Consider the following 14,599-nt stretch of genomic DNA (forward strand, 5'->3'; position numbering starts at 1 on the left):
GTGCTACGCGAAGTCCCGCGCGGAATGCCGCGGGTTGGTCGTGCTAGATTAGCCGCGGGCCTCGAGCGACGGGAGTGACAAGTGTGGCGGGATTCGCGTAGACCATGGACTCGCTAGTGACGGCAGCGGCGCGCGCGCTCGCCGCGGGCGATCCGCTCGGCGCGCTCAATCGCGTGGCCTTGCGCGACGACGCGCCGGCGCTCGCGTTGCGCGGCATCGCCATGGCGCAACTCGGCGATCTGGTGCGGGCCAGGGCGCTCGTGCGCAGCGCCGCGCGCGCCTTCGGTTCACGAGAGCCGGTGGCCCGCGCACGATGTGTCGTCGCCGAAGCCGAGATCGCCCTCGTCTCGCGCGATCTGAACTGGCCCACGAAAGCACTGGAAGGCGCCCGCGCCACCCTCGAAGCGCACGGCGACCGGCTCAACGCCGCTCATGCGCGCTATCTCGAAGTCAGGCGCCTGCTGCTGGTCGGGCGCCTCGACGAAGCAGAGCGCGCGCTCGCCGGGCTCGACCCGGCGCCGTTCCCGCCCGCCTTGCGAGCCGCGCACGAACTGGTCGTGGCGGGTGTCGCGCTGCGCCGCCTGCAGACCCGCGCGGCGCGCGCCGCGCTGGAACGAGCCGAACGTGCCGCACGGCTCGCGGGCATCCCTGCCCTGATCGCGGAGGTCGACAACGCCGCGCTCGTGCTGAACGCGCCCGCGGCGCGACTGCTCGCGCGGGGCGAAGAGCGCCCGCTGCTGCTCGATGAGGTCGAAGCGTTACTGGCATCGAAGGCATTGATCGTGGACGCGTGCCGTCACGTCGTACGCGACGCGGGCGCGGTAATCTCGCTCGCGAGCCGCCCGGTGCTGTTCGTGCTCGCCCGCACGCTCGCCGAAGCGTGGCCGGAGGACGTGCCGAGAGACGTGCTCGTCGCGCGAGCCTTCCGGGGCAAGGCCGCCGACGAATCGCACCGCGTGCGTCTGCGGGTCGAACTCGGGCGCTTGCGTTCCGTGCTTCGTACGATGGCCGGCGTCAGCGCGACGCAGCGCGGCTTCACGCTGGTGCCACGGCACGCGCGGCAGGTCGTGGTGCTGGCGCGGCCGGTCGAGGACAAACATGCGCCCGTGCTTGCCTTGCTCGCCGACGGCGAGTCGTGGTCGAGTTCGGCCCTCGCGCTCGCGCTCGGCGCGAGTCAGCGCACCGTGCAGCGCAGCCTCGATACGCTCGCGTTGCAAGGCAAGGTGCAGTCCGTCGGCAAAGGCCGGGCGCGCCGCTGGATGACCCCGCCCATGCCCGGATTCACGACGACCTTGTTACTCCCCGCGCCGTTGCCGATTGATTAGGATGGCAACACGAAAACCACGAGTGAACAGCCATGAAACGATCAGCCGCCGAAATCATCAGCGAGTACGGACCCTTTCCGGGCGTCGAAAAAGTGCATGGCGTGACGTATGACGGCCGGCACGTCTGGTTCGCCGCCGGAGACACGCTGAACGCGTTCGACCCGCAAAGCGGCGAGCCGCTCCGTTCGATCGATGTCGCCGCGCACGCGGGCACCGCCTTCGACGGCAAGCATCTGTTCCAGATCGCCGAAGACCGTATCCAGAAGATCGATCCCCAGACCGGACGCGTGCTCGCCACGATCCCCGCGCCGGGCGGCGGAGGCGACTCGGGGCTCGCATGGGCGGAAGGGTCGCTGTGGGTCGGGCAGTATCGGGAGCGCAGGATCCATCAGATCGATCCCGAGACGGGCGCGATTTTGCGCACCCTCGAATCCAACCGCTTCGTGACCGGCGTCACCTGGGTGGACGGCGAACTCTGGCACGGCACGTGGGAAGGCGATGAAAGCGAATTGCGGCGCATCGATCCGCGCAGCGGCGAAGTTCAGGAGCGGCTCGAGATGCCGTCCGGCGTCAGCGTGTCGGGACTCGAATCCGACGGCGGCGATCGCTTCTTTTGCGGCGGCGGAAGCAGCGGCAAGGTGCGGGCCGTGCGACGGCCCAAATGAGCAGGCCGGGGCGTGCCGAATCCACGTGGCGAATCCACCTGCAAGCCATGATCGCCCCGTGGATCAGCCTCGTGTCGGCTCGCGTCCCGGCAAGTCCTGCAACAGGTTCATGAACGCCCGCACCTTGGCGCTCAAAAGACGCCGCGAGTTGTAAAGCGCCCAGACTTCAACCTGCGGCCCGTCCGCCACGCCCCAGCAGACGAGCCGTCCCGCCGCCACATCCTGCTCGGCCAGCAGCTTGGGCAGCAGCGCCGCCCCCACGCCGTCCACTGCCGCGTCACGCACCATCAGCAGCGACGAGAGCCGCAGCACCGGTATCGGCGCGAGCGCCCACAGGCCGGATTCGGTGCGCACCGTCCAGATCGCGCCCGGCGACGCCGCGGCGAACACGATTGCCGGCACCGGCAACGCCGCGGCATCGCCGGCGGCCCGGGCAGGCATCGGCAAACCGGGCGCCGCGACGAGGAGCCGTTCGTCGCCGTAGATGCGCCGCCCCACGAGCTGCTCGTCACGCGGCGGATTGATGCGGATCACGAGGTCATAGCCGTCCTCCACCGGATCGACGATCCGGTCTTCCGCAATGACTTCGAGTTCGACCTGCGGATAGGCCAACGCAAAACGCGCCGCGATCCGGCCCAGCACCACATGCGCGAACACGATCGGCGCGCTGATCCGCAACCGCCCGCGCGGAACCGGCGCACGGGAGGCCACCGCTTCGCCCGCCTCCTCGATTTCCGTCAGCGGCCCGCGCGTGCGCTCATACAGCGCGAGACCTTCTTCCGTCAGCCGCAACCTGCGCGAGCCCCGCTCGATCAGCCGCACGCCGAGCGTTTCCTCGAGTTCCGCCACGCGCCGCGACAGCGTGGCCTTGGGACGGTCGAGCGCCCGGCTGGCCGGGCCGAATCCGCCGTGCAGCGCGACGGCGTTGAAATCGGCAAGCGACGTCAAATCCATGATCGTTCCAAATATGAGACGAGATGTCTTAATTTTTGCACTATCGCCTCTTAAATGGAACATCTATTGTGTGTCTACGGGCTGACTGACAGTCCATCCCACCTTAGGAGAAAGATCATGGCAATCCTCGTAACAGGCAGCACCGGCGTGGTCGGCAAGCAGGTTCTCGAACATCTGGCCGGCAGCGGCGCGCCAATCCGCGCGCTGACCCGCACGCCGGAAAAGGCGCAGTTTCCGGAGGGCGTCGCGGCGGTTCAAGGCGACCTGTCCGACGTGGACGGCTTGCGGCGCGCGATGAACGGCGTCAGCACACTGTTCCTGCTCGCACCCAACGCCGCCGACGAACTGACGCAAGCGTTGCAAGCGCTGAGCGTGGCGCGTGAGGCCGGGGTGAAAGGCGTGGTGTATCTGTCGGTGTTCAAAGGTGCCGACTACGTCGACGTGCCGCATTTCACCAGCAAGCACGCGGTCGAGCGGATGATCGAACACCGCGATCTGCCGGCCACCGTATTGCGTCCGGCGTATTTCATGCAGAACGACGTGCGCCAGAAAGAGCCTTTACTGACGCACGGCGTGTACGGCATGCCGATCGGCGCCAAAGGTATATCCATGGTCGATGTGCGCGATATCGGCGAGGCCGCGGCGCGCGAACTGCTGCGCCGCGAGCGTGCCGCGGAACGCTTGCCGCGCGAGACGTATGCGCTGGTCGGACCTGAGCCGATCACGGCGGAAAGCGTGGCGTCGATCTGGACCGACGTGCTCGGGCGCGCGGTGCGCTATGGCGGCGACGATCTCGACCTGCTGGAGCAGCGTTTGAAGGGTGCCGCACCGGGCTGGCTCGCGTACGACATGCGCCTGATGATGAGCCGCTATCAGCAGGACGGCGCGGTCGCATCGCAAGCGGAAATCGATCATCTCGCGGCGTTGCTGGGCCGCCAACCGCGGTCGTATCGGGACTTCGCGGTGGAGACGGCGGCGGCTTGGGCGAAGGGGTAAGTGCTGACGCGCGCGTCACTTGCCTACGCTCGCCGGCAAACGAGCCGATAATCGCATGACCGACAGGAAGGAGACGCCACGGTCATGCGCAATCTCGACGAAAACACGATCACGCAGGCGGTTCTGGCGCGCCACGCGCACGCGAACGACGAGCGGCTGAAGACGATCGTTACGAGCCTCGTGCGGCATTTGCATGCCTTCGCGCGCGAGGTGAACCTGACCGAGAACGAATGGGAACAGGGCATTCGTTTCCTGACCGACGTGGGCCATATTACCGACGACAAACGTCAGGAATTCATCCTGCTCTCGGACACGCTGGGTTTGTCGATGCTCGTCACGGCCATGGCGAACCGCAAGCCGCCGGGCTGCACCGAGGCGACGGTATTCGGACCGTTCTTCGTCGAAGGCGCGCCCGTCTATCGAAACGGCGACGACGTGTCCAACGGCGCGCACGGCGAGCCCTGCTTCGTGTCGGGAACCATCAGGGGCGCGGACGGCGAAGCGGTGCCCAACGCCCGCATCGACGTCTGGCAGGCCGACGCGGACGGCTTCTACGACGTCCAGCACGGCGGCGACGATACGCATCGCGCGAGAGGCGTGCTCCATAGTCTCGCGGACGGGCGCTATCACTTTCGCTCCATCGTCGCCGAACCTTATCCGATTCCGCACGACGGGCCGGTCGGGCGCATGCTCGAAGTGCTGGGACGGCATCCGTGGCGCCCGGCGCATCTGCATTTCATGATCACGGCGCCCGGCTACGAGCGCCTCGTGACCCACGTGTTCCGCGACGGCGATCGATATCTCGATTCGGACGCGGTGTTCGGCGTGCGCTCGTCGCTGGTGGCGAAGTGGAATCGCCATGAGGCAGGCACGGCGCCGGACGGGACGCGTATGACCACGCCGTTCAGCACGCTCGAATTCGATTTCGTGTTGAACCGATCCGTGTGACGCGGGTCACTTTACTGGTGCGGCAATCATCTTGCGTTGGACCAGGGCGCGCTGCGTGGGACCGGAGTAACGCGCTGAAGCGCGCACTCCGATCGGGAACCACAGCGCCAGCTCTGGCCGGAAGACGCGTTCAGCCCGCGGATCACGATCGGTCTTAGAACCACCCCGCGTCAACAGGCATTCAATTACCGAGCCCTACTCTCATGGAAAAACGAGCACTCATCATCGGCGCGAGCGGCATTGTCGGCGGCAATCTCGCGGACCAGCTGTTTTCGAGCGGCTGGCACGTCGCCGGACTCTCACGCGGCCGCACGCCGGTATCGCCGGCCATCGAGTCGATCACCGCCGATCTGCAATCGGCCGAGTCCGTTAGCGAGGCACTCGCCGGCAAGCGGTTCACTCACGTGTTTCTGACCGCGTGGTCGCGCCAGGCCACGGAGAAAGAGAATATTCGCGTGAACGGCGCCATGGTGCGTCATGTAATGGACGCCGTGGGCCCGTCAGGCACGCTCGAACACGCCGCGCTCGTGACGGGACTGAAGCACTACCTCGGCCCGTTCGAAGCGTATGCGACCGGCGCCGTGCCGATCACACCGTTTCGCGAGGAACAGGGCCGCCAGCCGGTGGACAACTTCTACTACGAGCAGGAAGACCGTTTATTCGACGCCGCGCAACGCTACGGTTTCAGTTGGAGCGTGCATCGTCCGCACACGATCATCGGCTTTGCGCTCGGCAACGCGATGAACATGGGCGTGACGCTCGCGGTCTACGCGACGCTGTGCAAGCAGACCGGCCAGCCGTTCATCTTCCCCGGCTCGGCGGCGCAATGGAACAGCCTCACCGATATGACCGACGCGCGGCTGCTCGCGCGCCATCTCGAGTGGGCCGCCACGTCGCCGAACGCGCGCAACCAAGACTTCAACGTGATCAACGGCGACGTGTTCCGCTGGAAATGGATGTGGTCGCGAATCGCCAGCTACTTCGGCATCGAAGCCGCACCGTTCGACGGCGAGACGCGTCCGCTGGAAGGCCGCATGCAGAACGCCGGCAAGACATGGTCCGATATCGCCGCGCGCTTCGGTTTGAAGGAGGCCGACCTCGGCAAGCTCGCCTCGTGGTGGCACACCGACGCGGACCTCGGCCGTCCGATGGAAGTGCTCACGGATATGACCAAGAGCCGCAAGGCAGGCTTTCTGGATTATCAGAGCACGTCCGACGCATTCTTCGCGCTGTTCGACCGGTTGAAGGCGGAGCGGATCATTCCGCAGTGATACGCGCGCGGGCCGGCTTAATCCGATCAGGAACCTCGTGTAGCCGACGGTTGCCCGCGGATTCGGTCACGCGCCCAACCAGGCGCAACCGAATTCGTTGGATCGGCCGGTTTTGCGACGCGAATTGACTAAACTCGCCGGACGGCAAAACCGGCTCGTCTTGCGCCGCGGAAGCCACCCCAGCGGGCGAACGCCGGCCTGCTGACAAGGTTCGTTGCCAGGCTTTGCCGGTACGAGACGCAGGGGCCCATATCGCGTGGCCCCCGCGTGTATCGAATCGACAACGCCCAATGCGCTTCACACCAGGTCTTCTGCCGCCATGGTCAGGATGATCTTTCCGACATTGGCGGCGGATTCCATGCGCCGATGCGCATCGGCGGCCCGGGCGAGAGCAAACGTGCTGTCCACGACCGGCTCCAGGCGCGCGCCGCCGTCGAAGCGCTCCAGCCAATGCTCGCGAAAACGCCGCACCATCGCGTGCTTTTCCGCTTGCGCCCGCGACTTCATCACCGTTCCCTTGATCTGCAGATGACGATAAAGGATCTGCTCCAGTTCGACAGCCACCTGAGCGCCACCGCCAAGAATGCCGACCTGGATCAGCCGTCCGCCATTGGCGAGCGCTGCCACATTGCGCGCGAAATACGGCGCGCCCACGAAGTCGATCACGACATCGACACCCCGCCCGTTCGTAGTCTTCTTGATGACGTCGGCGAAATCCTCAGTGCGATAGTCGATGACCACATCCGCTCCAAGTTGGACGACGCGTTCGTGCTTGGAAGCTTCGGCCGTGGCGAAGATTTGCGCACCGGTCGCGTACGCCAGTTGCACGGCGGCCGAACCGACGCCGCCCGCCGCCGCATGAATCAGTACCGAATCGCCGCGCCGCAGTCCACCCAGGTGCAGCATTGCCTCGTGCGCCGTGACGAATACTTCAGGAATCGCGGCTGCATGAACATAATCGAGCGCGGCCGGAATCGGCATGGCCATGCGCCAGTCGATTCGCGCAATCTCCGCGTAGGCGCCGCCGCCCACCACCCCCATGACACGGTCGCCCACCTTGTAGCCCTGCACCGCGCTGCCGGTTTCGATCACTTCGCCCGCTATTTCGAGGCCCATGATCGTGGAGTCGCCGAAGTTGGGACGGCCATAGCCGCCTGTGCGGTGAGTGAGGTCAGCGCGGTTCACGCCAGCGGCGTGCACGCGCACCAGCAGATCGTCGGGGCGCACTTCGGGCGCCGGCACGTCGGCAAGCTGGAGCACGTCGGCGTCGCCGAATTCCTTGAATGTGATGGCTTTCATGCTGGTGTTTCCTGTGTAGCGGGAGGTGTGCCGGTATCGGTCTCGTGCTGCGTAGCGAGCGTGGCCTGTGCGACGGCCGATGCCGAAATCGCTGCCGGAAAACCCGCGTAGAACGCGAGGTGCGTGATGGCAGCGGCCAGTTCTTCATGCGTCACGCCGTTATTCACGGCGCGGCGCAAGTGCGCGGGCAGCTCGTCGAGATGACCGCCCGCGATCAGCGCGGCGACCGTCACGAGGCTGCGCTCGCGCAGCGACAGAGCGGGGTCGCTCCAGATCTGTGGATAGAGCGTGGCATCGACGAACTCCGCGAGTTTGGGCGTGAAAGCACGCGCCGCCTCGCGCGGGCTGCTGAAGTTTGCGTGGGACATGGCGGCTCTCCTTTCAGGCCTGGCTAATGAACTTGCGCGTGAGGTAGTACTCGATACCCTCGACTCCCCCTTCCGAACCATGGCCGCTTTCTTTCATACCGCCAAACGGCAATTCGGTTGCGACGATGCGGTACTGATTGATGCCGATCATCCCGGCCTCCAGTCCATCGCCCACGTCGATCGCGGTGCGCGCGCTCTGCGTGAATGCATAGGCCGAAAGCCCATACGGCAGGCGGTTCGCTTCGGCCAGACCATCTTCGAGTGTGTCGAAGCGCATCAGCACGGCGATCGGGCCGAACGGCTCTTCGTGCATCACGCGGGCGTCCATCGGTACGTCGGCAAGGACCGTCGGCTCGAAGAAGTAGCCTTCGCGTTCAATGCGCTTGCCGCCTGCCAGCACCTTGGCGCCGCGCGCCACTGCATCGGCCACCAGTTCTTCCATCTTCGCGAGTTGACGCGGATTGGCGAGCGGGCCGACCTGGGTGGCGGGATCCATGCCGTCGCCGACCTTGAGGGCATTTGCTGCCAGCACGAAGTGCTCGACGAACACGTCGTAAACACCGCGCTGGATCAGGAAGCGCGTCGACGAGATGCAGATCTGCCCGGTGCCGCGAAAGCGGTTCGCCGCCCCTTCGACGGCGGCCTTCTCGACGTCGGCGTCGTCGAATACGAGTACCGGACCGTGCCCGCCGAGTTCGAGCGTGATCGGCTTGACGCCTTCGGCGGCGCGCGCCGAGAGCAGACGACCAACCGGCACCGAACCCGTGAAAGTGACCTTACGGATCACCGGCGAGGCGATCAGCTGCTTCGAGACCTCGTCGGGCACGCCAAACACGACTTGCAGCACGCCTTTGGGCAGACCTGCGTCGTCCAGTGCGCGGGCCAGTGCGAGTGCCGTGGCAGGGCTTTCCTCGCCCGGTTTGATGATCACGCTGCAACCGGCTGCGAGCGCCGCCGAGAGTTTGCGTGCCGGCGTGATAGCCGGAAAATTCCACGGCGTGAACGCAGCCACCGGACCAATTGCCTGCTTCTTCACGAGCTGCTGGACGCCGGGTCGGTTCGCAGGCACCACGCGGCCGTCGATGCGGCGCGCCTCTTCCGAAAACCACTCGAAGTATTCAGCGGCCCGCAGCACTTCGTCGCGGCTTTCGGCAAGCGGCTTGCCTTCTTCGAGCGTCATCAGTTCCGCAATGCGCGGTGCGCGTTCGCGCATCAGCTCCGCAGCGCGCCTGAGAACGCGAGCGCGTTCGGCGGGCACCGTGTTGCGCCAGACGTCGAACGCGCGGCGCGTGACACTTAGCGCGCGGTCCAGGTCGGCGGTGGTTGCGAGCGGCACGCGGCCCAGTTCGCGTTTCGTGGCCGGGTTGACGACGGGCGCGGTTTCACGTTGGTTTGCGGCGATCCATTCGCCGTCGATGAACAGGTACAGCGGATCGTAGACTGCGTTCATGACATTACCTCCGGTAAGTGCTAACGATTAGACATCCATAATATTTGCCAGGCTTGCTTGCTCAGCGGATTCAATGCGATCAGGTCATTCGTATGGGCGGTGCTGTCGCCCGCGTCGCTTCATGGCTGGATGCGGCCATTGGAAAGCGTGCGTTTCCAGATTCCGTACCTCCGGGTAAAGCGACGCTCGATTCAGAAAGGGTGCGGCGAGTGCCTGACTGCGCAACGAAGTCTAGGCGCGAAGCCCGTGTGGTGTTAGCGGGGCTGGAAAGAATGAGTCTTTCTGCTGGAGGGAAAATCTCCGCGCTGTTTTAGAACGCCTGTGCGGTTTTGGCCTGGCGCCCGAGCCCAGGCGTGGCCGCCGCGCGTTGCTGCCGCTCAAAAAGACCCGCGCGTATCATGCTGGGTGTGCGTGAGACTGGCTGTCGACAAATCGCGCGATCGACCAACGAATAATGAAGGCTCAACGGGAAAAATCGGAATGGACAAGGTCTATAACATGTCGGTATTCGTGAAGGTCGTGGAGATGGGTAGTTTCACCGCCGTCGCCAACCACCTGGATACCACCGTCGGCAACGTCTCGCGTGCCGTTTCGGTGCTCGAAGAAGGACTCAACACGCGACTGTTGCAAAGGTCCACGCGACGTCTCGCCGTGACCGACGCGGGCCGCCGTTTTTACGAGCGTAGCGTCTCGATCCTGGCGGAAATCGATCACGCCGAAGCTGAGGCGCGCGATGCGTTGCTTGCGCCGCGTGGCACGTTGCGCGTCCACGCTGTGCCCGGTCTCGGACGACAACTCGTGACGCGCGCCGCCCTCGCGTATCGCCAAACGTACCCGGATGTCTCGGTGGATCTGCTGCTCTCGCAACGAATGCCGAATCTGCTCGAAGAACAACTCGATCTGGCCATCGTGATTGCACGCACGCTGCCGGATTCCGCGTATGTGAGTCAGAAGATCGGAAGCAGTCATTGCGTGCTGGCCGCTTCGCCTGAGTACCTCGCACGGCATCCGGCACCCGAGCAGCCCAAAGACCTCGTCGATCACACATGCGTGTTATTGAGCACAGTGGATTACGCTCCGGACGAGTGGCATCTGGAGAGCCCGGCCGGCAACGCAAGCTATCGGCCCGCGGGGCCGCATTTCAGCGTGAACGATATGGAGTCGATGCAGGTTGCGTTGCGCAGTGGTGCCGGCATTGGCTTGCTCGCGGGTTTTTCTGCAATCGACGATCTGCGAAACGGCACCCTGGTGCGCGTTCTGCCGCAGTTCCACACATCGGTGCGCAACGTTTATGCGGTCTATCTGTCGCGCCAGTTCGTGGATGCGAAAATCAGGTGTTTCATTGACGCACTGAAAGTGCATGTCGGTGACCCGTTGCAATCCTATGCAAATGAACTCGCGATCGAGTGCGAGCTGTCTTGAACAGCTCGCTTGGCGAGCAATTCAGAGATTCAACCCGCCGTGCGTCGCGCGGCGCGGGCGATACTCTCAGCAAAGAGCGGCGTTTCGCGCTGGTTGTGATCACCCGATGCCGCCTGGCGATCACGGGCAGCCTGGTCAAACGACATTCCGTTCTTTTCAATGAAAGAGAGAAAATCATCAGTCGGATGCGAAGTGACGCTATTGGTGTATTCGGTCTTGCCGTTGGGCAACCCTTTTGCGCGTAACTCCCAGATGACTTGAACCTTGGTCCGCCCGTGCGGCGTGAAAACGTCCGACAGGGACACCATCTTGCAATAGAGCCGTTCCGTCACTTCGCCGACATAATGCTGTACCACGAGTCCGGTACCGATCATCTCCACATTGATGGACATCCGCTTGCCATCGTCGGTCCATGTCGCGCCAGCCGCGATATGGTCAGGCGGGGCACACCGTTGATACTCTGCGTCCGGAAGAGTGAAGAGCCATTGCGCGATATCGATCTTCTCGACATCGACGTCGATTACATGGCTAAAGCCGCTTTGAGAAAGAATAAGGTCATGTTGAACGGAAGTCATTTCTGTGCTCCAGGCGTTTGGGGATAGTGAGCTATCGAACGTCACTGGATGAGAATCTCTCACACTGGAATGCCTCTCCTTTTCAAAAAGGCACCGGAGTTCCAGTTTTGCATGACTTCATGCGATTCGAAAATTCGTTGGCGCATTTCGGATTTCCTGAAACGCGATGTTCAGAGCGGCAACTGCCGTCGACAGACCGATAGCACGAGCTGCCTAAGCCAACGATGAACAGGGTCGACCTCCAGGCGAGGGTGCCACATCTGCGACACGGTAATCTTCTCGGTCGCCACGGGGAGTTCGAACGCGTGGGTGGCGACGCTCGCCGCATTGTCATGAGGTTCTGTCTGATTGACCAGAAAAGAGGCGGGCACGAGTGCGATCAGATCCGAAGTTCGAGCCACAGCCAGCGCGGCGGGAAAGCTCGGCACGACGGCCACGATGGTTCGCTGAAGACCCAGAACGGCCAACGCTTCGTCGACAGGTCCACTTGCGCGTTCCCGTCGGGAAGCCACGACGTGGCCGAAAGCGACGTACCGCTCAGCGGTGACTTGTCCGTCAAGTTCGAGCGGATGGCCTCTTCTGACCACACCCACAAAACGATCCCGGAATAGCGCCTGTAGCCGCACCTCCGGACCCATTTCACCCAGAACACCAATCTCGAGGTCGGCCGACCCGTCTCGCAAGTGCGCGGCGGTCTTATCGGGCTTCGGCGCAAAGCGCAAACATACGTGTGGCGCAACCGCCGTTGCCGCGGCAATGAGCGGCGAACCGAAGGCCTCGACAAAACCGTCGTTGGCTCGAATGGTGAAGGTTCGCCGCAACCTCGTGAAGTCGAGTTCCGGCTTGGAAGGACGAAGGACGGCGCGAGCCTCGTGAACCGCATTTTGCGTGCGTTCACGGATTTCTTCGGCGTACGGCGTCAATACCATCTGGCGCCCTGCCCGCACCAACAATGGATCGCCAGTCGAGGCGCGAAGTCGGGCGAGCGTTCTGCTCATTGCAGAGGCGCTCAGCCCCAATCGACGAGCAGCGCCCGCCACGCTTGCATCGGCAAGCAGCGCCTCCAGCGCAATCAGCAGGTTCAGGTCGGGTTCGGGCATGCCCGATCGTAACATTGCCGGGCGAGACGAGGCGTTCGGTGCAGGTTATGAATGCAGCCGTTGCATCTTCCGCCCTCTCTCACCCGCCGATATATTGCGTGGACTAGCTCGCTACGACGCGTCTTATTTCCGATGCGTCCGGACATGCCTCATTCAAAGGTATAGATAAAATGCGAACCTCACCTCTGCAGAAAACCGTTCTTCTTATCGGCGCATCCCGTGGTCTTGGCTTGGCGATGGCCGCGGAATACCTCAGGCGAGGCTGGCGCGTGATCGCCACCGGGCGAGCCGACTCGACGGAGCGGCTGCGCCATCTCACCGGAGCACTCGAAATTGAAACGGTCGATATAACGCATCCGGAGCAAGTCGCGGATTTACGCGCCCGGCTTGCAGGTCGACAGCTCGACGTGCTTTTCGTCAATGCAGGTGTCAAGAACGACGATCGGGAAACCATAGCGGATGTCTCGACCGAGGAATTCGTACGCGTGATGGTGACGAACGCGCTCAGTCCCATGAGAGTCGTCGAAACCTTCCAGGATCTCGTCCGACCGAACGGAACGATTGGCGTCATGTCTTCCGGCCAGGGCAGTGTCACCAACAACGTCAATGGAAATTACGAGGTGTATCGGGGCAGCAAGGCTGCACTGAACATGTTTATGCGCAGTTTTGCGGCTCGCCACGCCAATGACCCGCGAACCTTGTTGCTGATGGCGCCAGGTTGGGTACGTACGGACATGGGTGGACCCGAAGCCCGGTTAAGTATCGAAGAAAGCATTCCGAACCTGCTGAACACGATGGAGGCTTACGAAGGACGCTCAGGGTTGCACTACCTCGACTATCTTGGAAGAGTCGTTCCGTGGTGAGCAGGTCGGCCGCAAGATTCAGTTAAGGAGTGAATGCCCTCTCAAACATATAGCGTCAGGCAGGACGGACGGCCGTGATATCGCGCGGGATGACATGGCTCCCGGCGCAAAGCGCCGCGCAGAAATCTGTCGTCTCGTTCAGCGATACAATTAGGCAGGCTTCGATGCAGCCCACTCAAATGTGGCGAACGGCGGAAAACGCCGTTACGCGCCAGATCGGTTGTCTGGAACTGTTGTGCCGGCACGGAATGCCGGTCTCGCGGAAGACCAACACAACGACCTGACTGACAGGAGTGAGTCATGTGCGTTCGGTACGCTATGTGTCAGCTTCCAGTCGTGCGAACCAACAGTGAGGTCGCATGATGCCGCCCGCGCTCCGGATGCAGAGGTCCTGCCGCGCCTCATCGGCGTGCGCCGCTCTGGCCCTCGCCCTGCTGCCTTGCCCCTCGAATGCGCAGACCGAGGCGGGCCCATCGACCAGCAGCAAGGTGGTTGGCGGCAACGTGAAGCAACATGCCAACGCCGTGCTCGCCATCATGACCTACACGACCGTACCCGACGTTACGACCAGTAATCTGTCGGTCAATAGCGGCACCACGGGCAATCCCGGTTTCGGTCAGACGCAGTTCGGCGGCGGCTTCACTATCAGCAAATCGTTCCCGTTATACCTGGAGGGCACGCTCGCCTACAGCCGTTACGACCCGATCTTTATCGCTACGGATGGTACGCAGCAGCGTGCGGTGCCGACCAGATGGAACACTTTCAGCGGCACGGTTGGCGTCGGCTGGGATTTCCGGATCACGGACGAACTGGTATTCCGTCCGATCCTGAATGGCACGATTGGACGCGTCTCGAGCGATCTGAAGGTGGGCCAGTCGATCTTCAACCACGTTACCGACAGCAATCTGCAGTTCCTCGAGAATGGCTCGCTGGATGCCTACGGCTACGGTGGCTCACTCATGCTCGACTACGAGCACTACCGCGAAAACTACGAAATCGACGCCGAATTGCGTGCGACCGATATTTACCTGCGCAGCTTCGGCGGTTCCTCGGAGGCCGTGCAGGGGTCGGCCATGGCTCAGCAAGTGAGCTTGTGGACACGCTGGCGAGCGCCCACCGGCTGGCACGCGCTGGACCGGCCGATCCGCTATGTGCTGGAAGCCGCTTATTCGCACTATTTTGGCGACAGCGCCGGGGTGTTGGGGTTCAACGACCTCACATCGCTGGGAGTCGGACTGGAACTCGATAGCAGCAAGTATCCGATCATCATCACCCGCACGCGCGCCATGGTGCGATACGTGTTCGGACACAACGTGCACGGCGTGTCGTTCGGGTTCGCAATGAGTTTCTAGCGCTTCCGGAT

General features: G+C 63.5%; 14 protein-coding genes. 8 read left to right on the plus strand and 6 right to left on the minus strand.

The genetic code is table 11. The annotated features are described in order from the left end of the window. The first annotated feature begins 104 nt into the window (after nt 1–104). Nucleotides 105–1,325 (plus strand): helix-turn-helix domain-containing protein, encoded by a 1,221-nt coding sequence (locus CJU94_RS26695; protein WP_095421634.1) that lies wholly within the window; start codon nt 105–107, stop codon nt 1,323–1,325. A gap of 32 nt (nt 1,326–1,357) precedes the next feature. Next, entirely contained in the window at nt 1,358–1,990 is a 633-nt protein-coding gene (locus tag CJU94_RS26700) for a Vgb family protein (RefSeq protein WP_095421635.1), read from the plus strand. A 63-nt stretch (nt 1,991–2,053) separates the two neighbouring features. On the opposite strand, the gene CJU94_RS26705 is transcribed toward CJU94_RS26700, so the two are convergent. After that, nucleotides 2,054–2,944, minus strand: a complete 891-nt coding sequence (locus CJU94_RS26705; RefSeq protein ID WP_095421636.1) for a LysR family transcriptional regulator — start codon at nt 2,942–2,944, stop codon at nt 2,054–2,056. A 117-nt stretch (nt 2,945–3,061) separates the two neighbouring features. Between CJU94_RS26705 and CJU94_RS26710 the strand changes: the two genes are divergently transcribed. From CJU94_RS26710 to CJU94_RS26720, 3 genes are all read left to right on the plus strand, one after another. Continuing rightward, the gene (locus CJU94_RS26710) at nt 3,062–3,940 is read left to right on the plus strand and encodes an SDR family oxidoreductase (protein WP_095421637.1); all 879 of its coding nucleotides are present in this window, start codon (nt 3,062–3,064) and stop codon (nt 3,938–3,940) included. Nucleotides 3,941–4,024: 84 nt separating this feature from the next. After that, nucleotides 4,025–4,888 (plus strand): intradiol ring-cleavage dioxygenase, encoded by an 864-nt coding sequence (locus CJU94_RS26715; protein WP_095421638.1) that lies wholly within the window; start codon nt 4,025–4,027, stop codon nt 4,886–4,888. Between the two features lie 203 nt (nt 4,889–5,091). Further along, on the plus strand, nt 5,092–6,159 hold the full coding sequence (locus CJU94_RS26720; protein WP_095421639.1) for an SDR family oxidoreductase: 1,068 nt from the start codon (nt 5,092–5,094) through the stop codon (nt 6,157–6,159). Nucleotides 6,160–6,456: 297 nt separating this feature from the next. On the opposite strand, the gene CJU94_RS26725 is transcribed toward CJU94_RS26720, so the two are convergent. Genes CJU94_RS26725 through CJU94_RS26735 form a run of 3 tightly spaced genes read right to left on the minus strand, consistent with a single transcriptional unit; the run spans nt 6,457 to nt 9,276 of the window. Next, on the minus strand, nt 6,457–7,458 hold the full coding sequence (locus tag CJU94_RS26725) for an NAD(P)H-quinone oxidoreductase (protein ID WP_095421640.1): 1,002 nt from the start codon (nt 7,456–7,458) through the stop codon (nt 6,457–6,459). Beyond that, complete coding sequence (locus CJU94_RS26730; protein ID WP_095421641.1) at nt 7,455–7,826, minus strand: carboxymuconolactone decarboxylase family protein; 372 nt, start codon at nt 7,824–7,826, stop codon at nt 7,455–7,457. Before CJU94_RS26730 ends, CJU94_RS26725 begins: the two co-directional genes overlap by 4 nt. Before the next feature lie 13 nt (nt 7,827–7,839). Next, the gene (locus CJU94_RS26735; RefSeq protein WP_095421642.1) at nt 7,840–9,276 is read right to left on the minus strand and encodes an NAD-dependent succinate-semialdehyde dehydrogenase; all 1,437 of its coding nucleotides are present in this window, start codon (nt 9,274–9,276) and stop codon (nt 7,840–7,842) included. 480 nt (nt 9,277–9,756) lie between these two features. On the opposite strand from CJU94_RS26735, the gene CJU94_RS26740 reads away from it, so the two are divergent. Then, nucleotides 9,757–10,698: a LysR family transcriptional regulator gene (locus tag CJU94_RS26740; protein ID WP_095421643.1), complete on the plus strand. Its 942-nt coding sequence runs from the start codon at nt 9,757–9,759 to the stop codon at nt 10,696–10,698. Between the two features lie 29 nt (nt 10,699–10,727). On the opposite strand, the gene CJU94_RS26745 is transcribed toward CJU94_RS26740, so the two are convergent. Both CJU94_RS26745 and CJU94_RS26750 read right to left on the minus strand, forming a co-directional pair. Further along, on the minus strand, nt 10,728–11,273 hold the full coding sequence (locus CJU94_RS26745) for a hypothetical protein (protein ID WP_095421644.1): 546 nt from the start codon (nt 11,271–11,273) through the stop codon (nt 10,728–10,730). Between the two features lie 170 nt (nt 11,274–11,443). Continuing rightward, the gene (locus CJU94_RS26750; protein WP_095421645.1) at nt 11,444–12,373 is read right to left on the minus strand and encodes a LysR family transcriptional regulator; all 930 of its coding nucleotides are present in this window, start codon (nt 12,371–12,373) and stop codon (nt 11,444–11,446) included. A 170-nt stretch (nt 12,374–12,543) separates the two neighbouring features. Between CJU94_RS26750 and CJU94_RS26755 the strand changes: the two genes are divergently transcribed. Together CJU94_RS26755 and CJU94_RS26760 are read left to right on the plus strand one after the other, a co-directional pair. Beyond that, nucleotides 12,544–13,236: an SDR family NAD(P)-dependent oxidoreductase gene (locus CJU94_RS26755; RefSeq protein WP_095421646.1), complete on the plus strand. Its 693-nt coding sequence runs from the start codon at nt 12,544–12,546 to the stop codon at nt 13,234–13,236. Nucleotides 13,237–13,616: 380 nt separating this feature from the next. Continuing rightward, nucleotides 13,617–14,588 carry a hypothetical protein gene (locus tag CJU94_RS26760; RefSeq protein WP_095422810.1) on the plus strand — a complete coding sequence of 324 codons (972 nt, stop codon included), beginning with the start codon at nt 13,617–13,619 and terminating at the stop codon, nt 14,586–14,588. Nucleotides 14,589–14,599 lie beyond the last annotated feature (11 nt).

The sequence above is a fragment of the Paraburkholderia aromaticivorans genome (genome assembly GCF_002278075.1).
Taxonomy (GTDB): Bacteria; Pseudomonadota; Gammaproteobacteria; order Burkholderiales; family Burkholderiaceae; genus Paraburkholderia; species Paraburkholderia aromaticivorans.